Genomic DNA, 24942 nt, shown 5'->3' with positions numbered 1-24942 from the left:
CCGGGGATCCCGACATGACCACCTCCCCCGCCACAGAGAAACCCAAGCTGCCGGGCGTGCTCCGGCTGCTGGCCGTGATCGAGCGCGCGGGCAACGCGCTGCCGCACCCGTTCTGGCTGTTCTGGCTGCTGTCCCTGCTGCTGGGCGCGATCAGCGCGGTGCTGGCCGGGTTCGACGTCTCGGTGATCTCGCCGAGCAACGGCAAGACCGTCACCGTGCGGAACCTGTTCAGCGGCGACGGCCTGACCATGGCGCTGTCCACCATGGTGGAGAACTTCGCCAAGTTCCCGCCGATGGCCACCATCGTGGTGGTGATCATGGGTGTCGCGGTGGCCGAGCGCAGCGGCTTCCTCGGCACGCTGATGAAGGTCAGCGTGTCCAGGGTGCCCGCCTCCTGGGTGGTGTTCGCGGTGGCCTTCGCCGGCACCGTGGCGCACGTGGCCTCCGCGGCCGCCTACATCATCCTGGTCCCGTTGGGCGGCCTGGCTTTCCGCGCGGTCGGCAAGTCGCCGATCCTGGGCATCGTGGTGGCCTACACCGCCATCGCCTCCGGTTATGACGCCAGCCCGGTGCCCACCCCCAACGACGCCATCTTCGCCGGGATCACCACCGCGGCGGCCCGGCTGATCAGCCCGGAGATCACGGTCTCCCCGCTGAGCAACTGGTTCTTCAACATCGCCTCCTCGGTGCTGCTCGCGCTGGTGATCACCCTGGTCACCAAGCTGGTGCTGGCCAAGCGCCCGGACCTGGACCCCGATCCGGACGCCGACCTGACCGACATCGGTGATCTCGTTGTCGCGCAACGGGAACGCCTGGCCCTGCGGCTGTCGCTGGCCACCCTGGCGGTGTCACTGGGCCTACTGGCCGCCCTCACCCTGCCGAGCTGGTCCCCGTTGCGGGGCAAGGGCGGCAGCATCATCGACTCCCCGCTGCTGGAGGGCATCGCCGCGGTGGTCGCGCTGCTCTTCGGCGTGGTCGGCATCGTCTACGGTGTCACCGCCGGGACCATCCGCAAGGCCGGTGACGTGCCGAAGCTGATGGTCGAGGGTCTCAAGCAGATGGCCCCGGTGCTGGTGCTGTTCTTCGCCATCGCCCAGTTCCTGGCCTACTTCGAGTGGACCCACCTCGGCGATGTGCTGGCGGTGGAGGCGGCCGAGGTCTTCCGCGACAGCGGCATGCCGATCCCGGTGATCTTCCTGCTGGTGCTGGTGCTGCTCACCCTGGTCAACGTGATGGTGACCAGCGGTTCGGCGATGTGGTCCATCGCGGCCCCAGTGCTGGTGCCGATGTTGATGCTGGTGCACATCTCGCCGGAGACCACCCAGGCGCTGTTCCGCATCGCCGACTCCGGCTCCACCGCGATCACGCCGATGAGCCCGTACTTCATCATGGCGCTGGGTTTCATGCAGCGCTACCGGAAGAACGCGGGCATCGGCACCCTGGCCTCCTACACGCTGCCGCTGGCGGTGGCCATGACGCTCAGCTGGACGGTGTTGTTCCTGGCCTGGTGGGCCCTCGGAATCCCTTGGGGCCCAGGCGTTCCGTCACGCTGACTTGGTGTCCAGCCAAACCAGCTCGATGGTGGCCTCAACCACCCGCCACCCCTGCGGCCCGCGCCGCACCTGGTAGGTCAGGCGCAGGCCGGAGGTGCGGTGCGGCGGCTGGTCCGGATGGAAGAAGCGCACCAGCTGGTTGGCGTGCACCGTGGCCCGGTCGCCGTCCTGATCCACCAGCACATCGGTGTGGAAGTGCTGGGCCAGCTCCTCACCGGGCCGGGGCGCGGCCACCTCGGCCACCGCGGCGAGCCCGCGGAACTCCCCGCGCGGACTGCGCACCACCACCTCCGCGTCGTAGATCTCCCCCGGATCCCCGCCCTGGCCATCCAGCCAGCGCCCCAGCCGCGCCAGCAACGCGGTGATCTCGTTGCGGTCCACCAGTTCCTGCAAGTCGGTCATGAGCCCTCATTTCGTTGGTGACACCAACGCTAACACAGACCGTTGGTGCCGCCAACAATCCTGTTAGGCTGGTGGCCATGTCCGAGGCCCCGCGCCGGCTGAGCACCCGCCCGACCTACCTGCTGACCCAGACCGCCACCCACGCCAGGCGACTGGTCACCGAGGTCTTCGGCGCGGAATGCGCCCGCGGCTACCACTACCGGCTGCTGGCCACCCTGCACGAGTTCGGCCCGGCGAGTCAGGCGGAGCTGGGCAGGCGCGGCAACATGGACCGCAGCGACGTGGTCAACGCGCTGAACGAACTGGCCGCCGAGGGCCACGCCGAACGCACCCCGGACCCCGCCGACGGCCGCCGCAACATCATCCGCATCACCCCGGCGGGCAAGGAACGGCTGCGCAGACTCGACCACGCCCTGGACTCCGCCCAGGACCGCCTCACCGCGCCACTGTCGGCGGCCGAACGCGACCAACTGGTGGAGCTGCTGGGCCGCCTGCTCGCCCACCACGAACAGTCCACACCGGACTGACCCAGCGCCACCGCAGCCCGCCGCCCGCGGCACGCCACAGCCCCGCCGCCCCCGCCACGCCCCGGCCATCGCCGCCCGCGACCGCCCGGCAGACCCGCACCGCCCAGCGCGTGCGACCACGCGACGCACTCACCTAGCCCCACGGCAGCGGCCAGCCGGCATCCTCACTTCGCCCTACGGCAACATCCGCCCGGCACCCTCGCCCCGCCCCACCGCAACATCCGCCCGGCACCCTCACCCCGCCCAACGGCAACATCCGCCCGGCACCCTTGCCTCGCCCAACGCGAGCGTCCGCCCCGCCCCTCACCCCGCGCCCCACGCCCCACGCCCCACGCCAGCACCCTCCCCACACCCGCCCCCGCACCTCGCCCCGCCCCGCACCCTCGCCTCGCGACCTCCCCGCAGCCTCGCCCCACGCCAGCGACCGCGCCGCACCCTCGTCCCGCTCTACGCCAGCCCCCGCCCCGCGTCCTCGCCCCGCCCAACGCCAGCACCCACCCACCATCCCGCTCGCCCAACGCCAGCACCCACCCCGCATCCCGCCCCGCTGAACACCCGCGACCGCCCAGCACCCCCTCGCCCACGCCAGTCCCCCGGCCCGTCCGCGCGGCCAAACCGCCCCCGAGATCCCCCCGCCCCACCTACGCTGCGCCCATGCCCACCTTCACCGCCCCCGACGGCACCCTGCTCTCCTACCACGTCGAGGGCACCGGCGCGCCGCTGATCTGCCTGCCCGGCGGCCCGATGACCTCCTCGGCCTACCTCGGCGACCTCGCCGGGCTGACCGAGCGCCGCACCCTCATCCGCCTGGACCTGCGCGGCACCGGCGACTCCGCGGTCCCCGCCGATCCCGCCACCTACCGCTGCGACCGCCAGGTGCCCGATGTCGAGGCGCTGCGGGTCCATCTCGGTCTGGCGCGGATCGATCTGCTCGCGCACTCCGCGGGCGGGGACCTCGCGCTGTCCTACGCGGGCGCGCATCCGGAGCGGGTGGAGCGGCTGGTGCTGATCGCCGGGCGGGCGCGGGCGGTGGGTATCGAGTTCCCGTTGTCGGACCGGGATGAGGCGATCGCGTTGCGGGCGGGCGAACCGTGGTACCCGGAGGCGATGGCCGCGCTGGCGCGGCTGCGGGCGGGTGAGACGGGGCCGGAGGTGGTGGCCAAGCTCGCGCCGTTCGGGTACCGGGACTGGAACACCGAGACCCGGGCGCACGCGGAGTTCTGCGACCGCCATCGCAACAACGAGGCCGCCATGGCCTACATCGCCGAGGGCGCGTTCGACCCCGAGATCACCAGGGCGGGACTGGCCCGGCTGACCGGGTCGGTGCTGATGTTCTCCGGCGAGGTGGACACCGGGCCGCGGCCGAAGGTGGTGGAGTCCATGGTCGCGTTGTTCCCCAAGGCGGTGCACGTCGAGGTGCCCGGCGCGGCGCACCAGATCTGGCTGGACGATCCGGCGGTGTTCCGGGCGAACGTGGACGAGTTCCTGGGCTGAGGCCTCAACCGGCCAGGCCGTGCAGCGGAATGGTGTGGCCGGTGAGGTCGGCCTTGGCGCGCAGGTAGCGCAGGTTGCTCTCAGTGGCGAAGACGCCGGTGGGCACAGTGCGGCGGATGCGCACGCCGAGGGCGCGCAGCTGGGCGGCCTTGTCCGGGTTGTTGGTCAGCAGGTCGAGCTCGCCGACGCCGAGCGCGTGCAGCATCTGCGCGGCCGGGGTGTAGTCGCGGCCGTCCTCGGGCAGGCCGAGGGCGGTGTTGGCGGCATAGGTGTCCAGGCCGTTGTCCTGCAGGGCGTAGGCGTCCAGCTTGTTGTACAGGCCGATGCCGCGACCCTCCTGGCGCAGGTACAGCAGCACGCCGCCGCGCTGGCCGATCCGCTCGGCGGCCTCGCGCAGCTGCGGGCCGCAGTCGCAGCGGGCCGAGCCGAACACGTCGCCGGTCAGGCACTCGGAGTGCAAGCGCACCAACGGTTCCGGGGTCCGCTCCGGCTCGCCGAAGACCAGGGCCAGGTGCTCCAGTCCGTCGGCCAGGCCGTGGAAGGTCACCGCGGTCGCGGTCACACCAAAGCCGTCGCCGAAGCGCAGCGGCACCCGCACCCTGGTGCGCACCGCGGCCTCCGCCCTGGGATCTGCCATAGTCGCTAGTTTTTCAGAAGCCTCCGGTCAGCCGCAGATCGGCCTCCACCCGGGCGGCGACCGCTCTGAGCTGCGTTAACACCTCCTCCGTTGGCGCGGGTCCGGTGGGCAGCACGGCCAGGGCGAGCGGGCCGCCGCCGCGGGCCAGGTCGGCCGAGGCGAGCGGCACGCCGCCCGGCACCGGGACCGCCAGGCAGCGCACCCCGTCCGGCAGCTCGGCGTCGACCTCCGCCCAGTCCCGTCCGGCGAGCATGGCCCGGCCGAGCGCGGAGTCCGCGGCCGGTCGCCGGGAGCCCACCGCCAGGTCCAGGCGGACCACCCGCCCAGTGCCGACCACCGCGGCGCAGCGCAGGTCCGCGCCGTCGAGCACGGCGGCGGCCACCGGCTCCCCGGTCGCGGCGGCCAGCTCGGCCAGGTGCGGGTCCAGCAGCTCGGGCAGGGTCAGCGCGGACAGCTTGGCGTAGCCCAGGTCCAGCACCGAGGGCAGCAGGTGGAACACGCCCTCGTCCTCGGTGGCGTAGCCGGTCTCGTGCAGGGTGAGCAGCGCCCGCCGGGCGGTGGCCCTGGGCAGGCCGGTGGCCCGCGCGGCGGCGGCCACGGTGAGGCCGCCCGCGCGGAAGGCGCCCAGCACGGCCAGTCCCCTGGCCAGCGCCGCCACGAACTCCGTGCCCGGCTCGTCCTTGGCCGGGACCACCGGCGCGGGCGGCGGCGCGGCAGGCGGGTCGGGCTGGGCGAGCCGGGCTTCCATCTCGCGCACCGCCTCCAGCAGCACCGGCAGCACGGTCTCCCGGAAGGTCTCCGGGGTGTGCCTGCTGGTGTGGCTGAGCACGCTGACCGCGCCGAGCTGGCCGCGTCCGCGCACCGGCGCGGCCAGCGCCAGCAGCCCGGGTTCGACCCATTCCTCGTCCAGGGACCAGCCCAGGTCCCAGGCCCGCGCGGTCCGCCGCTGAAAGGTCAGCCGCCGCTGCGGCAGCGGTTGCCGTAGCGGGGGCACCGCGGGATAGCCGTGGTCCAGCGGGTCGGCCGCCCTGGCCGCGGCCCACTCCTCGAACTGCTCGTGCTCCCAGCCCGCGGCCAGCACCACCCCGGCCGCGGTCCGGTCCTCCGGCAGCAGCCCGCCGACGTGGAAGGCCAGGTAGACCGCCCGCCGCCGGGCCGACTGGGCGAGGAGGCGGACGCCACCGACATCGGGCACGGCCAGCGAGACCGACTCGTCGAGCCGTTCGGACAGCTCGGCCAGCAGCGGGCGCAGCGGGGCGACGAAGCCGGTGCCGTCCAGATAGGCGTGGCCGAAGGTGAGCAGCCGGGGCGCGGGCAGCAGGTCCGGGCCTTCGGCGCGCAGCAGGCCCAGGTGCAGCAGGGTGTCGGTGATCCGGTCGATCGGCGAACGGGCCAGCCCGGTGAGCCTGGCCAGGTCGGCGCGCCGCAGCCGGGACCCCTGGTGCCCGCCGATCGCGCGCAGCACCGCGAGCCCGCGTTCCAGTGGCCCGTTCTCGACCGGCACTTCTGCTCCTTCCACGGCACGAACTGTTGACGCCCTATCCGATAACACGCCAGACTGCACTGTATCCCTGACGAACAAAAGTTCGCTACACGAACACTTTCCCGCGAGGAGCTCCCCTGTGCGCACCCGTCAGCTGATCGTCAACGGCGTCGAGACACCCGCCGCGAGCGGGCGCACCGCCCCCGACCTCTCCCCCTGGACCGGCGAGGTCTACGCCCAGGTCGCCGCGGCCACCCCGGCCGACGTCACGCGGGCCACCGAAGCCGCGCACGAGGCGTTCCCGGCCTGGGCGGCGGCCAAGCCCAGCGAGCGCCGCGCGGTCTTACTCAAGGCCGCTGACCTGCTGGAACAGCGGGCCGAGCAGGTGGTGGAGCTGATCGCCGCGGAAACCGGCGGCACCAGGGGCTGGGGCCTGTTCAACGTGGACCTGGCGAGCCAGATCCTGCGCGAGGCCGCCGCCGCGACCACCCAGCCGGTCGGCGAGGTGCTCAGCTCGGAGTTCACCGGGCAGCTGTCCCTGGCGGTGCGCGAGCCGGTGGGCGTGGTGGCCGCGTTCTCGCCGTGGAACGCGCCGGTGATCCTGGGCGTCCGGTCCCTGGCGGTGCCGCTGGCGGTGGGCAACACCGTGGTGCTCAAGCCCTCCGAGGACGCGCCGGTCGCCGCCGGGTACTTCCTGGCCGACCTGCTGCACGAGGCCGGCCTGCCGCCGGGCGTGCTCAACGTGGTCAGCAACGCCCGCGAGGACGCCGCCGAGATCGCCCGCACGCTGATCGCCGACGAGCGGGTGCGGATGGTCAACTTCACCGGCTCCACCGGCGTCGGCCGGATCATCGGGGTGACCGCGGCCGAGCACCTCAAGCCCGCGGTGCTGGAGCTGGGCGGCAAGAACTCGGTGCTGGTGCTCGACGACGCCGACCTGGACCAGGCCGCCGCCGCGGTCAACTTCGGCGCCTTCGCCAACACCGGCCAGATCTGCATGTCCGCCGACCGGGTGCTGGTGCACCGCGCGGTCGCCGAGGAGTTCACCGCCAGGCTCACCGCCCGCGCCGCCACCCTGCACCGCGGCGCGCCCGCCGATCCCGCGACCACCCTCGGACCGCTGATCAGCGCCGAGTCCGCGCAGCGGGTGGCCGCCCTGGTCGCCGAGACGGTCGAGGCCGGGGCCACCCTGCACACCGGCGGCGGCCCGGCGCAGGGCGCGAGCTACCCGGCCACGGTGCTCTCCGGCATCACCCCGGACATGCGCATCCAGCACGAGGAGGTCTTCGGCCCGGTGTGCACGGTGCTGACCTTCGACACCGACGAGGAAGCCGTCGCCTTGGCCAACAACACCGGCTACGGCCTGAGCACCGGCATCCTGACCGGTCACCAGGGCCGGGGCCTGGCCATCGCGCGGCAGCTGCGCACCGGCATCGCGCACGTCGGCGACCAGTCGGTGGCCGACGAGCCGCAGGCGCCCTTCGGCGGGGTCGGGCAGAGCGGCTACGGCAAGTTCGGCGGCCGCTGGGGCGTGGACGCCTTCACCACCACCCGGTGGATCACCGTGGGGCCGCAGCACAGCCGGTACCCGATCTAGCCGAGCTTCTTGAACAGGTGCACGTCCTCCGCGCCGCCGGGGATGCCGAGGGTCCGGCCGGTCTCGGCGAACCCGTGCTTCCGGTAGAAGCCGGGCGCCTGGAAGGTGAAGGAGGACACCACCATCCGGTCGCAGCCGCGCCGCCGGGCCTCGGTCTCGGCGGCGGCGAGCAGCCTGCTGCCCCAGCCGTCCGCCCGGCTGTCCGCGCGCACCCACAGCAGCTCGATCCCGGCCAGCCCGCCCCAGGTCCACGCGGTCAGGCCGCCGACCAGCTCACTGGCCTCGTCCTGCACCCGCACCGAGAACCCGCCCTTGGGCGCGTGGCCCACCGCGGTGTCGTTGAAGGCGACCAGCTCCTCCTCCAGCCGCTGCTCCAGCTCGGGGTCGGCGTCTCCGGCGGTCAGGGTGTGCTGGCTGGTCATGTCCGGTGAGTGTGCCAAAGCGGCCTGGGCCGGGCAGGTGATTTACCGGGCGGATAAGGCACTGTGCCACCGCCGCCGCCCGCCCGCTCGGCGGGATCACCCGCACGGGCGGGGCCGTCGCCGGATCGGATGATCAACTCTTGCCGCGGTCCCGGTGACGTGTTCGGATTCCGCCCGCAGCAGTGCAGGCACGTCGATTGGAGAACGCTCATGCGTCGTCGTCTCGCCCAGGTCGCGGCCACCGGCCTCGTGGTCGCCGGACTCTGCGGAGCGGGTGCGGGCACCGCGCTGGCCGCCGAGCGCGACTCCCACGACGGCCCGTCCGTCTCGGCGAGCCTGTCGCCGCTGGGCGCCAACGTCGACGTCAGCCCGCTGACGCTGGACCTCAACGACAACAGCCTGGACATCGACCTGAACGAGGGTGTGCACGGCACCCTGCTGGGCATCCGGATCGACATCGATCTCTGAGCGACCCTCTCGCCACAACCCCGCCGCCGCGCGGGGTTGTGGCGTTTCCCGCGCAGGAGGAAACGTGCGCAAGTGGCCCTACCTCGTCGCGCCGCTCGGCGTGCTGCTCGCCGTCCTGCTCGGCATCCTGGCCTACTACCACGAGCGGGACACCAGGGAAGGCTTCTACGAGCTGGGTGACACCGCCGCGGCCGACCGGGTGGACGTCTCGGTCTACGTGCAGCGGGTGGACGCCCCGGCCAGGGAACTGGTGCTGCAACTGCACATCACCCCGCGCGGGGCCTTCAGCGACCACGGCGACGAGCGCGCCGCCGGCCGGAACCTGGTGGTGGACAGCTCCTCGGTGGCCACCGCGCCGCTGCGGTTCACCGCGGGCGAGCGCATCCCGGCCAAGGAGCTGCGGATACCGCTGGACGACGGCGTGGTCTCGGACTTCCCGTTCGACCGCTACCGCACCACGCTCTACTTCGAGGTCACCGCGGGCGGCTCCCCCGTGCCGACCACGTTGAGCTACGCCGACCACGACCCGTTCTTCCTCTCCCGCGTGGTCAGCGGCGCCGCCGAGGACGGCGGGGTCAGCGCGGACCTGCTGATCAAGCGGTCCCGGAGCACGTTCATCCTGGCCTGGTTCCAGGTGATCGTGATGTGGGCGCTGGCGCTGTCGGTGCTGGCCGGGGCCCTGCACATCGTGCGCCGCGGCCTGGGCATGATCTGGCCAGCGCTGGGCTGGATGGCGGCCACCCTGTTCGCGCTGGTCGGCTTCCGCAACGCCGCTCCCGGCCTGCCGCCGATCGGCTCGATGATCGACTACTGCGCCTTCTTCTGGGCCGAGGCGGTGATCACCCTGGCCCTGGTGCTGGTGGTGGTCAAGGGCGTGCGGCAGAAGTCGTGAGCATGTTCCGGTCCCCGCCGGGTATCCCCCGGGCGACACGGGAGGCTTCATGATCGAGGTCGAACAGCGGATCGAGACCGCGCCGGGCACCGTCTTCGCGGTGCTGGCCGACGGCTGGAGCTACGCGAGCTGGGTGGTGGGCGCCTCGCACATCCGCAAGGTGGACGCCGGCTGGCCCGCGGTGGGCACCCGCATCCACCACAGCATCGGCCCGTGGCCGCTCCAGGTCGAGGACGTGACCGTGGTGCGGGAGCTGGAGCCGTCCCGGCTGCTGGTCCTGGAGGCCAGGATGTGGCCGATGGGCAAGGCGACCGTGCGGCTGGAGCTGGCGCCGACGCAGGACGGGGCCACGGTGGTGGCGATGTCGGAGCTGGTGGACGCCGGGCCGGGCAAGCTGCTGCCCAACGCGGTGCAGGCGGCCCTGTTGCGGCCGCGGAACCGGGAGGCGCTGAGCAGGCTGGCCGACATGGCCGTCGGCCGGGCCCGTCAGCCGTAGACCAACCGGTGCAGGCCGTGGATCGCCGTCTGGTACACGCCACCGGCGATCCCGTTGCGCGCCAGCGCCGCCCGCGCCGCGTTCGCGCCCGGCCCGCCGTGCACCGCCCCACCGGGATGCGCCCCGGCACCGGCCAGGTACAGCCGGTCCACCGGGGTGTCCGCCCGGCCCAGTCCCGGCACCGGCCGGAACACCAGCTGCTGGCTCAGCGCGGTCGAGCCGGCGTTCACCGAACCCTCCACCAGGCTCGGGTTGCGCCCCTGGAGGTCCGGCGGGGCCTGCACCGCGCGGCCCAGGATCCGCGACCGGAAACCCGGCGCGTGCCGCTCCAGCAAGGACTCCACCAGGTCGGTGTAGCGGTGCAGCCGGTCCGGCGTCCAGTCCAGGCCGCGTGGCACGTGGAAGTAGGCCCACACCGCCTCGGTGCCCTCAGGCGAGCGGGTCGGGTCGGCGGTGGTCATCTGTCCTAACAGGACGAACGGGTGGTTGGGCTCGACACCGCAGGCCAGGTCGGTGGCGAACCGGCTCAGGCCGTTGAGGTCCGCGCCCAGGTGCACCACGGCCGCGCCGTGCGCTTCCGGGGCCAGCCAGGGGATCGGCGTGGACAGCGCCCAGTTGACCTTGACCGTGGCGTCGTCGAAGGCGAACCGCGCCAGGTCCTCCACCAGCCGCGCCGGGAGCTGCTCCTCCCCCACCAAGTTTCGGTAAAGCGACACCGGGTGCACGTCGGCCAGGACGGCCTTGCGGGCCCGATAGCGTTCCCCGGTCACGTCTTCCACGCCGACCGCGGTGCCACGCGCGGTCAGCACCCGCCGCACCATCCGTCCACAGTGGACACCGCCGCCACGCTGCTTCAGCCGCGCCACCAAAGCCGCGGTCAGCGCGCCCGCGCCGCCTTCCGGCACCGGGAAGCCGACCTCCTGGGCCAGCATGCTCAGCAGCCAGCCGAAGACCGCGCTGCCCGCGGCGTCCGGGCTCAGGTCGGTGTGCATCGCGTTGCCCGCCAGCAACAACCGCGCGCCCTCACCGGCGAACCGCTCCCCGGTGTAGCCGCGCACCGAGGACAGCGCCATCCTGGCGAACCGCAGCCCTTCGGCCGCGCCCAGCGCCTTGCCCAGGGTCAGCGCGGGCCGCACCGGCGGGAACGGCCGCAGGATCGCCTCGATCAGCCCGTCCCTGACCCGTTGCCAGCGCGCGAACTCCGCCAGCCAGACCTCGCCGTCCCCGGGGGCGAAGGTGCTCACCGAGGCCGCGGTGTCCTCCGGTGTGGCGCCGAGGCGGGCGGCGCGCTGGTCGGGCAGCACGTGCGCGAGCGGGTGCGGCGCGTTGCGCCAGCGCAGGCCGTGCGCGCCCAGGTCCAGGCCGGCCAGCACCGGGGAGGCCACGCCGAAGGGGTAGCAGGAGCTGAACAGGTCGTTGTGGAAGCCGGGCGCGGTGATCTCCGCGGTGCGCACCGAGCCGCCGGGGGCCTCCTCGGCCTCCAGCACCAGCACGTCCCAGCCCTGGTCGGCGAGCAGGTTCGCCGCGACCAGCCCGTTCGGGCCGGAGCCGATCACGATCGCGTCCACCTCGGTCAACGCCATGCTCCCGACGGTAGCCGAGTCACCGGGTCAGCGCCGGGGCTGGTGCGCGCCACGGCGTTCCAGCCGCCGCATCACCGGCCCGGCGGTCAGTCCGTGCAGCACGACCGAGAGCAGGATCACGCAGGTCACCACCCGCCACAGCGGGTCGACCGGCCCGAAGTCGGCGTGGCCCAAGGCGAAGGCCAGGTAGAACAGCGTGCCGATGCCGCGCATGCCGAAGAAGGCGATCGCCGCGGCCGCCCTGGGCCGGGCCGCGCCGCCGAGCAGCGCCAGCCCGCCCAGCAGTGGCCGCACCACGAGCACCACCAGCACCGCGAACAGCACTTCCGCCGGCCGCAGCCCGGCCAGCAGCCCGCTGCCCACCGCCACGCCCAGCGCGGTCAGCAGCGCCGCCACGAACAGCACCTCCAGCTGTTCGCCGAAGTCGTGCAGCACGTCGTGGTAGTCGTGCGACTCGGCGTTGCCGCGCACCACGTAGGCGCAGACGAACACCGCCAGGAACCCCAGCCCACCGGCGATCTCGGCCAGCCCGAACGGCAGCAGCGCCACGGCGAGCAGCACGAACCCGTCGGTGTGCTCGGCCAGCCGCAGCGAACGCGAGCGGGCCCGGAAGAACAGCCGGTGCAGCGCCTTGCCGACCAGCCAGCCCACCCCGATCCCGCAGGCCAGCGACCACACCACCTCGGTCAGCACCCAGCGCACGCCCAGCTCGCCATGCGCGGCGAGGGTCACCGCGGCCAGCACGAACGGCATGGCCAGCGCGTCGTTGAGCCCGGCCTCGGCGGTCAGCGTGGTGCGCACCTCGTTGTCGCTGCCCAGTTCTTCCTCGTCCGGTCCGGGCACCTGCACCTCGGAGGCCAGCACCGGGTCGGTGGGCGCCAGCGCCGCGCCGAGCAGCAGCGCCGCCGCCACCGGCACATCGAGCAGCCCCAGCGCCAGGAACGTCACCGCGGCCACCGACAGCGGCAGGGTGATCCCCAGCAGCCGCCAGGTCGATCCCCAGCCCCGCCAGCCGATCGGCCGGTTCAGCTTCAGCCCCGCGCCGGCCACCGAGACGATCACCGCCAGCTCGGTGAGCAGCTGCACGAGGTCCAGTTCCGGCCGTGGATCCAGCCGCACCAGACCTTCGGGCAGCAGGAACACCGAGGCGCCCAGCAGCGTCAGCACCAGCGGCGCGGACAGCGCGCGGCCGTGCAACACCCTCGGCAGCACGGCCGCGAGCAGGGCGAGCCCGCCCGCGACCGCCAGCACCAGCTCCACCCGACCTCCCGGCTTGAACCCCGAACCAGGGGATACCCGGGTAAGTGATGAGCGAACGCCGATTCTGGGGCTGGTTCGGGGAGATTCCCCCCACCCTGCGGTCAGGCGAGGTTCGTGGTGAAGAACTCGTCGAGCCTGTCGAATGGGATGAGGTCCTTGCGGTCGTACAGGTCGACGTGGTCCGCGCCCGGCACGATCACGAGGTCGACGGTGCCGGGGGCCATCGCCTGGACGTCCTCGGAGTAGTAGCGGGAGTGCGCGTCGGCACCGGCCACCAGGAGGGCCTTGCGGGGCGCCAGCATGTCGATGTTGGTCATCAGGGGGAAGGCGAAGAACGACATCGGCGTGGTGGCGGTCCACGCGGTGGTGGAGTTGATCGAGCGCGGGTGGTAGCCGCGCTCGGTGCGGTAGTAGTCGAAGAAGATCCTGGTGATCGGGTCGGCGTTCGGCGGGAGGGTCTTGGGCAGGACACGGTTCGAGGGGGCGACGTTGCCGTTCTCGTCGAAGGGGACCTCGTGGGAGAGCCTCGCGTAGGTGCCGTTCCCGGCGTCGATCCAGCGCTGCCGGCTGAGGTGGTCCACGACCTTCTGGCGCTGCTCGCGGGTGTAGTAGTCCTGGTGGCCGCGGGACATGCTGCGCGACATGTCGTACATCGAGGCCGTGGCGACCGCCTTGATACGGCTGTCCGCGGCCGCCGCGGTGAGCGCCATACCGCTCAAGCCGCAGATCGCCTGCGCGCCGATCCGCTCGCGGTCGACGATCTTCTGCAGGCCGAGGAAGTCGACGGCGGCGCTGTAGTCCTCGGTGTGGACATCGGGCGAGGCCACGTCGCGCACCGTGCCGCCGCTCTCCCCGGTGCAGGAGGGGTCGAAGGCGAGGGCGAGGTAGCCGCGGCGGGCGAACTCGTTGGCGTAGAGGCCCGAGGACTGTTCCTTGACCGCGCCGAACGGTCCGCTGACCACCAGGGCGGGCAGCTTGCCCGTGGCGTTCTCCGGCACGTAGAGGTCCCCGGCGACCAGGATGCCGTAGCGGTTCTTGAACCGCACCGAGGTCCGCTTGACGTTCTTGTCCAGCGCGAAGGTGTAACCGCCCTTGCCCTGTCCGGTGGCGTCTCCGGCGCGGCTGGTCCCCGCGCCGAGGGAGGGCAGAGCCGCGAAAGAGGCGGCGGTGGCGGCGAACAGTCCGAGCGCTGTGCGGCGTTCCATGAAGTGAACCTCACATTCGATTGGTGGGAAAGGGTGCGACGGCGGGCCGGGCGAGGATGAGCAGGCCCACCATGGACAGCGCGACACACGTGATCATCAGCAGGGCCATCGGCACCGCGGTGTGCTCGCCGCCGAGCCCGGCGATCGGGGCGATGACGCCGGCGGCGATCCACTGGACGAAGCCGAGGATCGCCGAGCCGGTGCCGGGGTGCTCGGGGACCTCCGCGGCGGCGAGTGCGCCGCCGTTGGGGCCGATGAGGCCCTGCGCGGTCATGAGCACGGCGAAGCAGGCGATCGCCAGCGGCAGTGGGGTGTCCCACCACAGCGCACCGGCGAGCATCGCCACGCCGGCCAGCAGGGCGGCGATCTGTCCGGCGACGATGACCTTGCGGGTCGCGACGCGTCCGGCGAGCCGGGCGGCGATCAGCGCGGCGGCCGTCATACCGGCGGCGTTGGCGGCGAAGTCGGCCGAGTACGCGACCGGGGACATCCCGTTCATCGATTGCAGCACGAACGCCGACGTCGCCACGTAGGCGAACACAGCGCCCATCGCTGACCCGCTGACCAGCACGTAACCGAGGTAGCGGCGCTGCCGCAGCACCTGCCGCCCGTTGGTCGCGAATGCCCGCAGGCCGCCGCCGTGCCGCCGCTCGACCGGCAGCGTCTCCGGTACGGCCACCAGCACGGCGAGGATCATCGCGACGCCCATGGCCGCGACGGCCCAGAACGACACTCGCCAATGCGACAGCTGCAGGATGACCGCGCCGAGCAACGGCCCGACGATCGGCGCGATGCCGCCGACGGCTGCGATGACGTTCAAGACGCGCACCAGCCGGGCGCCACGAGCGAGGTCGACAATGATGGCCCGGCCGATCACCATGGCCCAGCCGCCGGCGAAGCCCTGCAGGAAGCGTCCCGTCATCATGACCGCGATGGAGGGGGTGAGAGCGCACACCACCGAGGCGGCCGTCATGACCACGATCGAGGCGATCAGCAGCCGCCGCCGGCCGTGCTGGTCGGACACCGGGCCGCCGATGAGCTGTCCCAGGGCCATGCCGACGAAGAAGGTGGTCAGGGTCAGCTGGACCTGCGTCGCCGTCGCGGACAGATCACCCGCGACGCGGGGGAACGCCGGCACGTACATGTCGGTGGCCAGCGGCGCGATCGCGGTCAGGAAGATCACGGTGGCGACCAGGCCGGTGGTGAGCCGCGCCTGGCGACGCACGCCCCTGTCGGCCGGCGACGTCGGCGCGGGAATCAGTGCGGGCATGTGTTCGAGCAAACCGGCTCCGGGCGGTGCCAAGAAGACACCAGCCATAGGTGTACTGGCAGTACATCCCAGTTCAGCGGGACGCGTCGTACCGTCGAGACCGTGAACAACCGAGCCGAAGTGCACGACTTCCTCACTTCGCGGCGGGCCAAGATCACGCCGGAGCAGGCCGGCCTGCCGACCGCGGGGCAGCGCCGCGTCCCTGGGCTGCGTCGCACCGAGGTGGCCGCGCTGGCCGGGATGAGCGTGGAGTACTACGCCAAACTCGAGCGCGGTCACCTCGCCGGGGTCTCCCCCGGCGTGCTGGAGGCAGTCGCCCGCGCCTTGCGACTGGACGACGCCGAGCGCGCCCACCTGCTGCGGCTGGCCCAGGAGGCCAACGGCAGCGGCGCACTGTCGCGTCCCACCCGCAAGCCGAGACAGCGCGCGATCCGGCCCAGCCTGCAATGGTCGCTCGACAGCGTCACCGCCCCGGCGATCATCGTGAACCTGCGTCAGGACCTGCTCGCCGCGAACCTGCTCGGCCGCGCGATGTACACCGACGTCTGCACCGACTCAGCCGGTGTGCCGAACTTCGGCCGGTTCACCTTCCTCGACCCTCTCGCGCGCCGGTTCTACCCGGACTGGAACGTCGCCGCCGACATGCTGGTGGCAAATCTGCGCACCGCCGCAGGCGTCGATCCGCACGACAAGGGCCTGCACGACCTCGTGGGCGAGCTGTCCACCCGCAGCGAGGAGTTCCGCCGCCGCTGGGGCGCGCACAACGTCCGCATCCACGGCACCGGTGTGAAAACCTTCCACCACCACGTCGTCGGCGATCTCGACCTGGCGTACGAGAGCATGGAGCTGCGGGCCGAGCCGGATCTCGTCATGACGATCTACACCGCCGAACCCGGCTCGCCGACCGCGCAGGCACTGTCACTGCTCGCCTCCTGGGCAGCCTCGGAGACCAGCGTCTTGTCCTCGCCCGAACGCTAGCTCCCTGCCAACCGTCTCAAGTGGACGGCATGTGCTCGCTGGTGTGATCTCCCCAATTCGGGTAATCCTCACCGATGAGCCCGCCAGAACGCCAATTCTGGATCCAGTCCGTCAAGACCGCGCTGGCCGCCGTGCTGGCCTGGTTCGTCGCCGCCTGGCTGCTCAAGGTGCCGCACCCGTTCCTGGCTCCCTACGCGGCCTTCTACGTGGTCAGCGACACCGTCTACCGTTCCTTCGCCAACGGCGTGCAGCAGCTGGGCGCGCTGCTGGCCGGGGTGGTGCTGGCCTTCGTGGCCGGGGAGCTGATCCCGTGGCCGCTGCTCGCGCTGGGGGTGGTGGTGCTGGCCGGGCTGGCGCTGGGGCGGTGGCGGGTCTTCGGTGAGAACGGGGAGTGGGTGGCGGTCACCGCGCTGCTGATGCTCGCCTACGGCATGGCCACCGAGGAGCAGTACCTGGCGCTGCGGGTGGCCGAGAGCGGGCTGGGTGTGGTGATCGGCGCCGCGGTCAACCTGTTCCTGCTGCCCCCTGCGCACCTGCGCGACGCCCGCCGGGCCCTGCACGGCCTGGCCGAGGGGCTGGCCGAGCTGGCTCGGGACATGGCCGGGGGCGAGGGCGAGGGCGAGGCCCGGGACTGGGCCCGCCGCGCCGACGAGCTCTGCGACCAGGCGCGTGCCGCGCAGCGCGCCAACCGCAGGGACGCCGAGAGCACCCGCTGGAACCCCCGGCACCACGGCCGCGCCGAGGCGCACCGCAGGGCGGACACGCTGCGCGCGCTGTGCCGGGTCGCCGAGGAGCTGCGCCACCAGTCCGACACCCTGCGGGACCTGCCGACTCCTCCGGCGGGCTACCGCGAGCTGCTGCCACCGCTGGCCGAGGCGGTCCGCGCGCTGAGCGCCGATCCCGGCGACGCCGAGGGCGAGGTCAGGGCCGCCACCGACCGGTTGCGCGCGCTGCTGGCCGAGCGGCCGGAACCGCACGGGCCGCTGCTGGTGTCGATGGCGCACACCGCCGATGTGCTCACGCCCGCCTAAGATCACGCTGTGGCGTTGCACCCCGCGGTCCGGTTCGGACTCTGGCTCCTGCGGCGGGTGCGCACCCCGGAGATGACCTCCCTCGCCCACTACCGGGACTGGGACGCCCGCTCCTACCGGGTGATCCACCGCCTGATGGCCCGCCCGCCGGCGCCGGCCAGGGTGCTGGCCCGCCGGATCCCGGTGGACGGCGGTGAGATCCTGCTCCGGATCTACCTCCCGCACGGCCCCGGACCGTTCCCGGCGCACGTCTTCGCGCACGGCGGCGCGTTCTGGCTCGGCTCCATCGAGGACACCGATCCACTGTGCCGCTGGTACTGCGCGCACGCGGAGTGCGCGGTGGTCTCCGTGGCCTACCGGCTGGCCCCCGAACACCCCTTCCCCGCCCCGGCCGAGGACGTCTACGCCGCCTTCCAGTGGACGCTCGCACAAGCCGCCGAGCTGCGCGTCGACCCGGCGCGGGTGTCCATCGGCGGCGTGTCGGCCGGGGCGGGACTGGCGGCCGCGGCGACGCTGATGGCGCGGGACCGGGGCACCCCGCTGCCCTCGGCGCAGGTGCTGGAGATCCCGTTCGTGGACACCACGCTGACCACCGCCGTGGACACCGGCGTTGGTCTGTCCACTGTGGACCTTCGGGGCGCGGCCGACCTCTACACCGGCGGCGGGGACGGCGGGCTGCGCGACTACGCCTCCCCCGCGCTGACCGCCGACCTCACCGGGCTGCCGCCGACCGTGGTGCTCACCTGCGAGTTCGACGCCCTGCGCGGTAGCGGCACCGCCTACGTCAAGCGGCTGCGCGCGGCCGGGGTGCCGGTGACCTGGTTCGACCTGCCCGGGCACATCCACGGCTCCAGCTACCTGACCCGGTTCCTGCCCTCGGCCCGCCGCTACGTGCGCGCGGTGGTCCGTGCCCTGCGGGCCCGCCGGTAGCGGATGGCAGGATGCTCGGGGTGAGCCTGGGTGTGAGCAGGGAGCAGGGGGTCTCGCCCGTACTGGCCCGTACGGTGCTGGGACTGTGCCTGGTGGCCGCGGGGGTGGCGGCGGCGCTGGCCGGGACCGCGCTGGTGCCGGTGCCGGAGGTGCCCGGTCTGCCGCGGCCCTTCACGCTGGTGACCTTCGGGTTGCCGGTGGTGCGGGTGCTGCTGGACATCGCCGCGGTGGCCACCGTCGGGCTGAGCCTGCTGCCGAAGCTGGTGGGCATCGACGATCCGGAGCGCACCGAGGGCGTGCTCTCGGTGGCGCGCAGGCTCACCGTCTGGACCGCGGCGGTGTGGCTGGTGTGCGCGCTGGCCTCGGTGGTGTTGCAGGCCACCGACCTCGCGCCGGGCACGCTGCCCACGCCGGGACTGGTCTACGACTACGTGATGCTGGTCGGGGCGGGCAAGGGCCTGCTGGTCAGCGCGGGCTGCGCGCTGGGCTGTGTGCTGATCGGGCGGCTGGCGGTGCGCTTCGGCGAGGCCGTGCCCGCCGAGCTGCGGATCTTCGTCGCGGTGTTCGGCATCCTGCTGCTCCCGCTGACCGGGCACGCCTCCAACTGGCGCTGGCACGACGTGAGCATGGTGTCCATGGAGCTGCACGTGATGGGCGCGGCGGTCTGGACCGGCGGGCTCGCGGTGATCGCCACCCTGCTGCTCGGCCACGGCGAACTGCTGGCCCGCGCGCTGCCCAAGTTCTCCAAGCTGGCCACCGTGGCGCTGTTCCTGGTCGGCGCGACCGGGTTGTTCAACGGCCTGGTCGAGATCGCGCTCACCCCGGGCGGCGGCCTGCCCGGCGGCCTGCTCACCAGCGTCTACGGCTGGCTGATCATCGCCAAGACGGTGTTCCTGGTGCTGCTGGCGGCCACCGGCGCGCACATCCGGTTCCGGCTGCTGCCCCGGATCGCCCGCCGGGAGCGCACCGCGCTGCTCGGCTGGGCGACCCTGGAGGTCGGCGTGATGGGCCTGGCCTACGGGGTGGCCGTGGTGCTCACCAGGGCGCCGGTGGTCAGCTGACCACGGCCGCGCCGCTGGGCAGCACCTGCCAGCCGCGGCGCTGGTGCAGCCACACCACCAGCGACCAGCTGGCCGCCAGCAGGATCGCCGCGGGCAGCGCGGAGCCGTAGTCCACCGGCGGCGCGACCAGCAGGAACCCTTGCGCGGCGACCGCGCCGTAGCCGAGGCCGACCGCGAGCAGCGAGCCGAGCAGCGGGCGCGCCCACTCCGGCACCGGCAGCAGGAAGGCCAGGTCCACGCCCACCGCGGCCAGCACGAAGAAGAACGGCACCGCCGAGGGCGGGAAGTCGATACCGGCCAGCAGCGGCCACAGCAGCGCGCGGAAGCCCACGTACCCGGCCGCGACCAGCGTGGCGGTCCAGCGACGGCCCACCATCGCCCTGGCCATGGCCAGCACCAGCAGCGCCGCGGTGCACGCCCACACCGGGTACACCCAGTCCGGCACCGGCAGCGAGAAGGCCACCAGCGAGTCCCGGTCCACCTGGGCCTTGCCGATCTGGTCGGCGGCGAACTGCAGCAGGATCGGCTCGGCGTAGGGCGCGCCGCGGTCCCAGGCGGCGATGGAGAGCACGCCGTACTCCTGGTGCTGGTTGGGGAACCACACGTTCTCCAGGAAGAACAGCCACAACAGGCCCATCACCACCGCGCGCTGGTTGCCCTCGCGCGGCGCGCCGACCCACCAGGCCCGGATCGCGCCGGAGATCATCACCGCGGTGCCCAGGTAGAGCAGGGCGTGCGAGATGCTCCAGGAGGTGATGTCCAGGCCGTTGACCCGGTGGTTGATCAGGTCCAGCGGCACCGCGGTGAAGAAGATGCCCGCGCCCCACTGCATCAGCCGCAGGCCGAGCCGGTCCGTGCCGTAGCCGGTGTAGCCATGGAAGAGCACCAGCGCGAGCACGATCGCGTTGCCGGTGATGTTGATCATGTGCGGCGGCGCGGTGTCGTCGCGCAGCCACTTGAAGTGCCAGGAGACGTCCCAGGAGGCGCCGAGGACCTTGAGGAACAGCGCGACCAGCCACAGCCGGAACAGCCCGGTGAGCAGCTCCCGCGGTGTCTCCCGGCCAGGAGCGCCCCTGGTCCAGTAACGCCTCGCCAGGTCCGAAAGTCGGCTTCTCGCCCCCGTGCTCATGCCGGGATGATGCACCGCCGCGAGCCCGCCGCGCGGAAAAAGCGGCATATTCGACACCCGTGTCGGACTGTTCTCAGCAGATCGCAACCTATCCGTGATGAGCGTGATCGCGGTCACGGAAGGGAAAACCCGGGTGGAGCAGGGTGAGAGCCGGACAACCGTCGGGCTATGCGGAAGGCGGCCGTCGATCGGCACATTCTGGGGGCTTCTGGAGCCGGCCGAGCGGGCCGCGATGCGTTCGGCGGGCACCCGGCGGCGGTTCGCGCCCGGTGCGGTGATCTGGAGCCAGGGCGAGCCGTCCCAGCACGTGTTCGTGGTGCTGGCCGGGCGGATCCGGGTGAGCACCGGTTCGGTGGCCGGGCGGGAGGCGGTGCTGGCGATCTGCGGTCCCGGCGAGATCGTCGGGGAGCTCTCCGCGGTCGACGGCCGCACCCGCTCGGCCAACGTGGCCGCGGTGGACGAGGTGGAGGCGCTGGTCGTGCCGGCCGCGCGGCTGGACCGGCTGTGCGAGCAGCAGCCGCGGATCGCCTGGGCGATGCTGCGGGTGGTGGCCGACCGGCTGCGCCAGACCGACCGGCGCGGCGAGTACACCGACGGCCCGGCCGCGCACCGCGCGGTGGCGCTGCTGCTGGACCTGGCCGAGCAGTACGGCCAGCCGGTGGCGGCGGGCGTGGAGATCGCGCTGTCGATCAGCCAGCAGCAGCTGGCCGACACCATGGCGATCTCCAGGGAGTCGCTGGCCCGGGTGCTGCGCGAGCTGCGCAAGCGCGGCCTGGTGGACACCGGGCGGCAGCGGATCACGGTGCTGGACCTGGACGGGCTGCGCGAGCTGGGTGAGCAGCAGGCGTGACCTGGCGCACCTGACTGGAGTTCTGTGTCATCTGACGCGGAGGACCTGCGGAAACGCCATTACACCTGTACTCCTCCAGTTCGACCGGGCAGAGAGGGGTCAGGTCATGAGCCAGCAGGAACAGGTTCGCCGGGACAGGTCGACCATGAGCAGTCGCCTGGTCATCACGCTGCTGTTCACCGTGGTGCAGGCCGGGGCGCTGGTGGTGGTGCTGGGCGAGTTCCCCGCCGAGGGCGTGCTGCGGGTGGCGCTCGCGGTGGCCCTGGCGGGGACGGTGCTCTCGGTGCTCAACGCCTGGGAAGAGGTGCTGCTCAGCTCTCGACGGGGTTGCCGGCGGGACCGCTGAAGGCGTGCTCGCGCCGCCTGCCGTCCGGGGTGTCGCCGAAGAGCCTGGCGTCCGCGTCGTCGGTCGCGGTCGCCGGCTCCACCCGGCCGTAGGTGCGGGCCTGGGCCACCCGCAGCTGCGGCAGCGCCTCGGCGTGGTGCTCGCGCAGCCAGTTCACCAGGTCCTCCCGGACCAGGCAGCGCAGGTCCCAGAGGCTGCCCGCGTCGGCCGCGCTGACCAGGGCGCGCACCCGGACCAGGGTGTTGGTGGTCTGGGTCACCTGGAGCACGCAGACCCGGCCGTCCCACAGCTCGCTGGCCTCCAGCGCGCGGCGCAGCTCGGCCCGCAGCGCCTCCACCGGCACCGTCCAGTCCAGGTCCAGCTCGACCGTGCCGAGCAGCTGGGACTCCCGCCGGGTCCAGTTCTCGAACGGGGTCTTCATGAAGTAGGAGGTGGGCAGGATCAGGCGGCGGTCGTCCCACAGGTGCACCACCACGTAGGTCAGGGTGATGTCCTCGATCCGGCCCCACTCCTTCTCCACCACCACCACGTCCTCGATCCGGATCGCGTCGCTGAAGGCGATCTGGATCCCGGCGAAGACGTTGCCCAGCAAGGACTGCGCGGCCAGCGCGGAGATGGCGCCGATCACACCGGCGGAGGCGAGCAGGCTGGTGCCAGCCGCGCGGGCGCCGGGGAAGGTCATCAGCATCGCGCCCACGGTGAGCACCGCGATCACCGCCACCGCGACCCGGCGGAGCAGGGTGATCTGCGTGTGCATCCGCCTGGCCTGCCGGTTGTCCGCCTGGTCCAGCCGGATCCGGGCCAGCGCGGTGTCCTCGAAGACCAGCACCAGCGCGATCACCAGCCAGGCGCCCGCGGCGATCTGGGCCAGGCCCAGGCCGTGCAGCACGGGTTCCCGCCAGGCACCGCCGGGCGCGCCCAGCAGCAGGGAGAGCTGTATGGCGGTCAGCCCGGCCAGGAACTGGGCCGGACGGTAGGCCCGCCGGGCCAGGTCGGCCAGGATGCGGGCGCGGCGGCCCAGGCGCTGGATGAGGCTGTGCAGCAGGGCCACGGCGAGGATCGCCAGCGCGACGGCGGCCAGGGTGCTGCCGATCAGCAGCAGCACGTCGGTCCAGTACGCGGGCACAGGGCTCCTTCCGGTTCTGGGACAACGGCTCCCTGTGCGTTACCCCGTCTGGGGGACGCGCACACCTTGATCCCCATCACCCCGCCCGGCCAGCACGGCGTGTGCGAAGGCGCGCAACAGCGGGTTGTCGCCGCGGTCCTGGGGCCAGGCCAGCGCGATCCGGAGCGGTTCGATGTCGGTGATGGGTCGCCAAAGCAGGTCCGGGTGGGCGTAGAAGCGGGCCATCGACTCCGGGCCGATGCAGACCGCCGCGCCGGTGGCCACGCCCTCCAGCATCTCCTCCACGTTGTCGTTCTCCGGTCCCCAGCGCGGCGTCGAGCCGTCGGGGCGGGGGTTGACCGCCCACCAGTCCACCCAGGCGGCCGGGGCCCGGCGGGTCCACATCACCGGTTCCTCGCGCAGGTCGTGGATGGACACGGAGTCCTTGTCCGCCAACGCGTGCGAGCGGGTGAGCGCGACCCAGCGGGACTCGGTGGCCACCGGTTCCACGTGCAGACCGGTGGTGTCGGCGGGCAGCCAGACGAACGCGATGTCCACTGTGCCCTCGCGCAGCGCCTCGGGTTCGCCACCCCAGTCCAGCCGCCGCGGTTCGACCGCGCCGGGCGCCAGCCGGGCACGGGCCTGCCGGGCCAGCGGGCCCCAGCCGGTGGCCACGAAGCCGACCCGCAGCGCGCCGCGCTCGGCCGCGGCGGCAGCCCGGACCAGCCGCTGCGTGCGCTGCCAGTCGGCGAGCTGCGCGCGGGCCGCCGGCACCAGCTCCGCACCGGCGGCGGTGAGCCGGATCCCGGTGCCGCCGCGGTCGAACAGCTCCACCTCCAGCCGCGCCTCCAGCTGCCGGATCTGGCGGCTCAGCGAAGGTTGCGCGAGGTAGAGCGCCTTGGCCGCGGCGGTGAAGCTGAGGTGCTCGGCGACGGAGAGGAAGTAACGCAGCAGCCGGGTGTCCACATCGGCCATGCCCGAACGGTATGGGCACGGGTATTGGACCCCGGTGAAGCGGACGCGGTTGCCTTGACGGCATGACAGAGACAACGGTGAGCCGGTCCGCGGTGCTGGCCGGTGGCGCGGCCACGGTGGCGGCGGCCCTGCTCGGCGGCACGGCACAGGCCGGCGCCAAGGAACACCCGCACGTGGCGCTGATCCGCCGCTACTACGCCGCCTACGCCAAGGGCGACCTGAACGCGCTGCGCGAGTTCTTCGCCCCTGACATCCGCTGGACCATCCCCGGCCACCACCCCTTGGCAGGCACCAAGACCGGGGTGACGGAGGTGCTGGCGTTCTTCACCGAGCTGGGCCGGGCCGGGTTCCGCGCGGAGGTGTTGTTCCTGGCCGCGGACGGGGACTGGGTGGTGGACCTGCACCGCGGCTGGAGCACCAGCCCGCCCGGCCTGGACATCACCTGGGTGCTGGCCTACCGGATCCAGCGCGGGCGCATCGTGGAGGCGGTGAACTTCGCCGCCGACCAGCACGCGGCGGACGCCTTCTTCTGGCAGCGCTACCCCCTGGCACCGCTGCCGGACCGGCTCAGAACGCGGTGATGTCCCCCGGCGCGCGCTCCGCCCTGGTCAGCGCGCGCAGCATGGCCGGCGCGCCGCGACGGCGCAAGGCCAAGCGGCTCAACAGGTCCAGCACCGACTCCACCGCGCTGACCGGGAACTCCGGGGTGGGCACGCCGATGCTGACCGCCAGGTCGTCGGCGTGCACGGTCAGCTCCATCATGCGGGTGACCAGCAGGTCCTCCAGGGACAGCGACCACGGCCCCCAGAACGGGATGCGCACCGGCCGGTCCGGAGTCTCCGGCAGCCGCCCGGCCAGATCCGCGATCGCCGCGTCCACCTGGTCGGCCAGCGCCGCCGGACCCTCGGTCGCGGCCTGCTCGCCGCTGTCCCTGATGCGCACGTTGAGGTCGTGGTCCAGGTCCGCGCCCACCCACTCGACCCGGCCGTAGTGCTCCAGCAGCGAGATCGGCAGCTCCGGCGGGATCGGCCCGTCCAGGATCGCGGGCAGGGCCAGGACCTGGTAGGCGAAGTGCCCGGCCAGTCCGGCCACGGAGAACTCGGGCAGCGCGCTCGGCTTGTCCCAGTCGCGGGCCAGTGCCGGATCGCGCAGCAGCCCGGCGGCCACCCGCGCGGTGTCCAGGAAATCGGTCCGGCGGCTCATCGAGCTCCCCTCTCCCAGGCAGTTGCCAGGCAGCGCCCAGCGCGC

General features: G+C 72.9%; 26 protein-coding genes. 14 read left to right on the top strand and 12 right to left on the bottom strand.

The window, feature by feature from the left end; genetic code table 11:
- Nucleotides 1-14: 14 nt before the first annotated feature.
- Nucleotides 15-1553: an AbgT family transporter gene (locus M8C13_RS33010; protein WP_252484688.1), complete on the top strand. Its 1539-nt coding sequence runs from the start codon at nucleotides 15-17 to the stop codon at nucleotides 1551-1553.
- Here the strand turns inward: M8C13_RS33010 and M8C13_RS33005 are convergent.
- Nucleotides 1545-1955 (bottom strand): nuclear transport factor 2 family protein, encoded by a 411-nt coding sequence (locus tag M8C13_RS33005; RefSeq protein ID WP_252484687.1) that lies wholly within the window; start codon nucleotides 1953-1955, stop codon nucleotides 1545-1547. The two genes, M8C13_RS33010 and M8C13_RS33005, sit on opposite strands and share 9 nt — an antisense overlap.
- 77 nt (nucleotides 1956-2032) lie before the next feature.
- Here M8C13_RS33005 and M8C13_RS33000 point away from each other — a divergent pair, with 77 nt between their 5' ends.
- Nucleotides 2033-2482: a MarR family winged helix-turn-helix transcriptional regulator gene (locus M8C13_RS33000; protein ID WP_252484686.1), complete on the top strand. Its 450-nt coding sequence runs from the start codon at nucleotides 2033-2035 to the stop codon at nucleotides 2480-2482.
- Nucleotides 2483-3136: 654 nt separating this feature from the next.
- Nucleotides 3137-3976: an alpha/beta fold hydrolase gene (locus M8C13_RS32995; protein WP_252484685.1), complete on the top strand. Its 840-nt coding sequence runs from the start codon at nucleotides 3137-3139 to the stop codon at nucleotides 3974-3976.
- A gap of 4 nt (nucleotides 3977-3980) precedes the next feature.
- Here M8C13_RS32995 and ribA read toward each other — a convergent pair whose 3' ends face one another.
- Together ribA and M8C13_RS32985 are read right to left on the bottom strand one after the other, a co-directional pair.
- On the bottom strand, nucleotides 3981-4613 hold the full coding sequence (gene ribA / locus M8C13_RS32990; RefSeq protein ID WP_252484684.1) for a GTP cyclohydrolase II: 633 nt from the start codon (nucleotides 4611-4613) through the stop codon (nucleotides 3981-3983).
- A gap of 13 nt (nucleotides 4614-4626) precedes the next feature.
- Nucleotides 4627-6117: a helix-turn-helix domain-containing protein gene (locus tag M8C13_RS32985; protein WP_252484683.1), complete on the bottom strand. Its 1491-nt coding sequence runs from the start codon at nucleotides 6115-6117 to the stop codon at nucleotides 4627-4629.
- 118 nt (nucleotides 6118-6235) lie between these two features.
- Here M8C13_RS32985 and M8C13_RS32980 point away from each other — a divergent pair, with 118 nt between their 5' ends.
- The gene (locus M8C13_RS32980; protein ID WP_252484682.1) at nucleotides 6236-7693 is read left to right on the top strand and encodes an aldehyde dehydrogenase family protein; all 1458 of its coding nucleotides are present in this window, start codon (nucleotides 6236-6238) and stop codon (nucleotides 7691-7693) included.
- Here M8C13_RS32980 and M8C13_RS32975 read toward each other — a convergent pair.
- Nucleotides 7690-8115, bottom strand: coding sequence for a GNAT family N-acetyltransferase (locus M8C13_RS32975; RefSeq protein ID WP_252484681.1), 426 nt, complete (start codon nucleotides 8113-8115; stop codon nucleotides 7690-7692). The two genes, M8C13_RS32980 and M8C13_RS32975, sit on opposite strands and share 4 nt — an antisense overlap.
- 210 nt (nucleotides 8116-8325) lie before the next feature.
- On the opposite strand from M8C13_RS32975, the gene M8C13_RS32970 reads away from it, so the two are divergent.
- The 3 genes from M8C13_RS32970 to M8C13_RS32960 all read left to right on the top strand — a co-directional run bounded on the left by M8C13_RS32970 (nucleotide 8326) and on the right by M8C13_RS32960 (nucleotide 9971).
- Nucleotides 8326-8583 (top strand): hypothetical protein, encoded by a 258-nt coding sequence (locus M8C13_RS32970; protein WP_252484680.1) that lies wholly within the window; start codon nucleotides 8326-8328, stop codon nucleotides 8581-8583.
- Nucleotides 8584-8647: 64 nt separating this feature from the next.
- On the top strand, nucleotides 8648-9475 hold the full coding sequence (locus tag M8C13_RS32965) for a DUF4436 family protein (RefSeq protein WP_252484679.1): 828 nt from the start codon (nucleotides 8648-8650) through the stop codon (nucleotides 9473-9475).
- A 49-nt stretch (nucleotides 9476-9524) separates the two neighbouring features.
- Entirely contained in the window at nucleotides 9525-9971 is a 447-nt protein-coding gene (locus tag M8C13_RS32960; RefSeq protein WP_252484678.1) for an SRPBCC family protein, read from the top strand.
- Here the strand turns inward: M8C13_RS32960 and M8C13_RS32955 are convergent.
- The 4 genes from M8C13_RS32955 to M8C13_RS32940 form a co-directional block, all read right to left on the bottom strand.
- A complete protein-coding gene (locus tag M8C13_RS32955) occupies nucleotides 9962-11554 on the bottom strand; it encodes an NAD(P)/FAD-dependent oxidoreductase (RefSeq protein ID WP_252484677.1) in 1593 nt (530 codons plus the stop codon). The genes M8C13_RS32960 and M8C13_RS32955 overlap by 10 nt on opposite strands.
- 27 nt (nucleotides 11555-11581) lie before the next feature.
- Nucleotides 11582-12814, bottom strand: coding sequence for a sodium:proton antiporter (locus tag M8C13_RS32950; RefSeq protein ID WP_252484676.1), 1233 nt, complete (start codon nucleotides 12812-12814; stop codon nucleotides 11582-11584).
- 101 nt (nucleotides 12815-12915) lie between these two features.
- Nucleotides 12916-14019: an alpha/beta hydrolase gene (locus M8C13_RS32945; RefSeq protein WP_252484675.1), complete on the bottom strand. Its 1104-nt coding sequence runs from the start codon at nucleotides 14017-14019 to the stop codon at nucleotides 12916-12918.
- A 10-nt stretch (nucleotides 14020-14029) separates the two neighbouring features.
- Nucleotides 14030-15301, bottom strand: a complete 1272-nt coding sequence (locus tag M8C13_RS32940; protein WP_252484674.1) for a multidrug effflux MFS transporter — start codon at nucleotides 15299-15301, stop codon at nucleotides 14030-14032.
- A 90-nt stretch (nucleotides 15302-15391) separates the two neighbouring features.
- Here M8C13_RS32940 and M8C13_RS32935 point away from each other — a divergent pair, with 90 nt between their 5' ends.
- From M8C13_RS32935 to M8C13_RS32920, 4 genes are all read left to right on the top strand, one after another.
- Complete coding sequence (locus M8C13_RS32935) at nucleotides 15392-16267, top strand: helix-turn-helix transcriptional regulator (RefSeq protein WP_252484673.1); 876 nt, start codon at nucleotides 15392-15394, stop codon at nucleotides 16265-16267.
- Between the two features lie 74 nt (nucleotides 16268-16341).
- Nucleotides 16342-17298: an aromatic acid exporter family protein gene (locus M8C13_RS32930; protein ID WP_252484672.1), complete on the top strand. Its 957-nt coding sequence runs from the start codon at nucleotides 16342-16344 to the stop codon at nucleotides 17296-17298.
- A 9-nt stretch (nucleotides 17299-17307) separates the two neighbouring features.
- Nucleotides 17308-18228, top strand: coding sequence for an alpha/beta hydrolase (locus tag M8C13_RS32925; RefSeq protein WP_252484671.1), 921 nt, complete (start codon nucleotides 17308-17310; stop codon nucleotides 18226-18228).
- Nucleotides 18229-18260: 32 nt separating this feature from the next.
- Complete coding sequence (locus tag M8C13_RS32920; protein ID WP_252484670.1) at nucleotides 18261-19289, top strand: copper resistance D family protein; 1029 nt, start codon at nucleotides 18261-18263, stop codon at nucleotides 19287-19289.
- Here M8C13_RS32920 and M8C13_RS32915 read toward each other — a convergent pair.
- Complete coding sequence (locus M8C13_RS32915) at nucleotides 19282-20418, bottom strand: hypothetical protein (protein ID WP_252484669.1); 1137 nt, start codon at nucleotides 20416-20418, stop codon at nucleotides 19282-19284. The two genes, M8C13_RS32920 and M8C13_RS32915, sit on opposite strands and share 8 nt — an antisense overlap.
- 232 nt (nucleotides 20419-20650) lie before the next feature.
- Between M8C13_RS32915 and M8C13_RS32910 the strand changes: the two genes are divergently transcribed.
- Complete coding sequence (locus M8C13_RS32910; RefSeq protein ID WP_252484668.1) at nucleotides 20651-21268, top strand: Crp/Fnr family transcriptional regulator; 618 nt, start codon at nucleotides 20651-20653, stop codon at nucleotides 21266-21268.
- 106 nt (nucleotides 21269-21374) lie between these two features.
- Nucleotides 21375-21614 carry a hypothetical protein gene (locus M8C13_RS32905; RefSeq protein ID WP_252484667.1) on the top strand — a complete coding sequence of 80 codons (240 nt, stop codon included), beginning with the start codon at nucleotides 21375-21377 and terminating at the stop codon, nucleotides 21612-21614.
- On the opposite strand, the gene M8C13_RS32900 is transcribed toward M8C13_RS32905, so the two are convergent.
- Both M8C13_RS32900 and M8C13_RS32895 read right to left on the bottom strand, forming a co-directional pair.
- Nucleotides 21580-22740, bottom strand: a complete 1161-nt coding sequence (locus tag M8C13_RS32900) for a mechanosensitive ion channel family protein (protein ID WP_252484666.1) — start codon at nucleotides 22738-22740, stop codon at nucleotides 21580-21582. The genes M8C13_RS32905 and M8C13_RS32900 overlap by 35 nt on opposite strands.
- Before the next feature lie 39 nt (nucleotides 22741-22779).
- On the bottom strand, nucleotides 22780-23694 hold the full coding sequence (locus M8C13_RS32895) for a LysR family transcriptional regulator (RefSeq protein ID WP_252484665.1): 915 nt from the start codon (nucleotides 23692-23694) through the stop codon (nucleotides 22780-22782).
- A gap of 62 nt (nucleotides 23695-23756) precedes the next feature.
- On the opposite strand from M8C13_RS32895, the gene M8C13_RS32890 reads away from it, so the two are divergent.
- Nucleotides 23757-24275 (top strand): nuclear transport factor 2 family protein, encoded by a 519-nt coding sequence (locus M8C13_RS32890; protein WP_252484664.1) that lies wholly within the window; start codon nucleotides 23757-23759, stop codon nucleotides 24273-24275.
- Here the strand turns inward: M8C13_RS32890 and M8C13_RS32885 are convergent.
- Complete coding sequence (locus M8C13_RS32885) at nucleotides 24262-24897, bottom strand: maleylpyruvate isomerase N-terminal domain-containing protein (protein WP_252484663.1); 636 nt, start codon at nucleotides 24895-24897, stop codon at nucleotides 24262-24264. The genes M8C13_RS32890 and M8C13_RS32885 overlap by 14 nt on opposite strands.
- Nucleotides 24898-24942: the final 45 nt, after the last annotated feature.

This window comes from Crossiella sp. SN42 (genome assembly GCF_023897065.1).
Lineage (GTDB): Bacteria > Actinomycetota > Actinomycetes > Mycobacteriales > Pseudonocardiaceae > Crossiella.
Note: the sequence above shows the minus strand (reverse complement) of the source record. Positions and strands in the feature narration are given on the sequence as shown.

Excerpts from the sequence above, each read along its gene's own strand:
- M8C13_RS33010 (WP_252484688.1), top strand. The coding sequence starts at position 15 with ATGACCACCTCCCCCGCCACAGAGAAACCCAAGCTGCCGGGCGTGCTC.
- M8C13_RS33005 (WP_252484687.1), bottom strand. The coding sequence starts at position 1,955 with ATGACCGACTTGCAGGAACTGGTGGACCGCAACGAGATCACCGCGTTG.
- M8C13_RS33000 (WP_252484686.1), top strand. The coding sequence starts at position 2,033 with ATGTCCGAGGCCCCGCGCCGGCTGAGCACCCGCCCGACCTACCTGCTG.
- M8C13_RS32995 (WP_252484685.1), top strand. The coding sequence starts at position 3,137 with ATGCCCACCTTCACCGCCCCCGACGGCACCCTGCTCTCCTACCACGTC.
- ribA (WP_252484684.1), bottom strand. The coding sequence starts at position 4,613 with ATGGCAGATCCCAGGGCGGAGGCCGCGGTGCGCACCAGGGTGCGGGTG.
- M8C13_RS32975 (WP_252484681.1), bottom strand. The coding sequence starts at position 8,115 with ATGACCAGCCAGCACACCCTGACCGCCGGAGACGCCGACCCCGAGCTG.
- M8C13_RS32970 (WP_252484680.1), top strand. The coding sequence starts at position 8,326 with ATGCGTCGTCGTCTCGCCCAGGTCGCGGCCACCGGCCTCGTGGTCGCC.
- M8C13_RS32960 (WP_252484678.1), top strand. The coding sequence starts at position 9,525 with ATGATCGAGGTCGAACAGCGGATCGAGACCGCGCCGGGCACCGTCTTC.
- M8C13_RS32955 (WP_252484677.1), bottom strand. The coding sequence starts at position 11,554 with ATGGCGTTGACCGAGGTGGACGCGATCGTGATCGGCTCCGGCCCGAAC.
- M8C13_RS32945 (WP_252484675.1), bottom strand. The coding sequence starts at position 14,019 with ATGGAACGCCGCACAGCGCTCGGACTGTTCGCCGCCACCGCCGCCTCT.
- M8C13_RS32930 (WP_252484672.1), top strand. The coding sequence starts at position 16,342 with ATGAGCCCGCCAGAACGCCAATTCTGGATCCAGTCCGTCAAGACCGCG.
- M8C13_RS32915 (WP_252484669.1), bottom strand. The coding sequence starts at position 20,418 with ATGAGCACGGGGGCGAGAAGCCGACTTTCGGACCTGGCGAGGCGTTAC.
- M8C13_RS32910 (WP_252484668.1), top strand. The coding sequence starts at position 20,651 with ATGCGTTCGGCGGGCACCCGGCGGCGGTTCGCGCCCGGTGCGGTGATC.
- M8C13_RS32905 (WP_252484667.1), top strand. The coding sequence starts at position 21,375 with ATGAGCCAGCAGGAACAGGTTCGCCGGGACAGGTCGACCATGAGCAGT.
- M8C13_RS32895 (WP_252484665.1), bottom strand. The coding sequence starts at position 23,694 with ATGGCCGATGTGGACACCCGGCTGCTGCGTTACTTCCTCTCCGTCGCC.
- M8C13_RS32890 (WP_252484664.1), top strand. The coding sequence starts at position 23,757 with ATGACAGAGACAACGGTGAGCCGGTCCGCGGTGCTGGCCGGTGGCGCG.
- M8C13_RS32885 (WP_252484663.1), bottom strand. The coding sequence starts at position 24,897 with ATGAGCCGCCGGACCGATTTCCTGGACACCGCGCGGGTGGCCGCCGGG.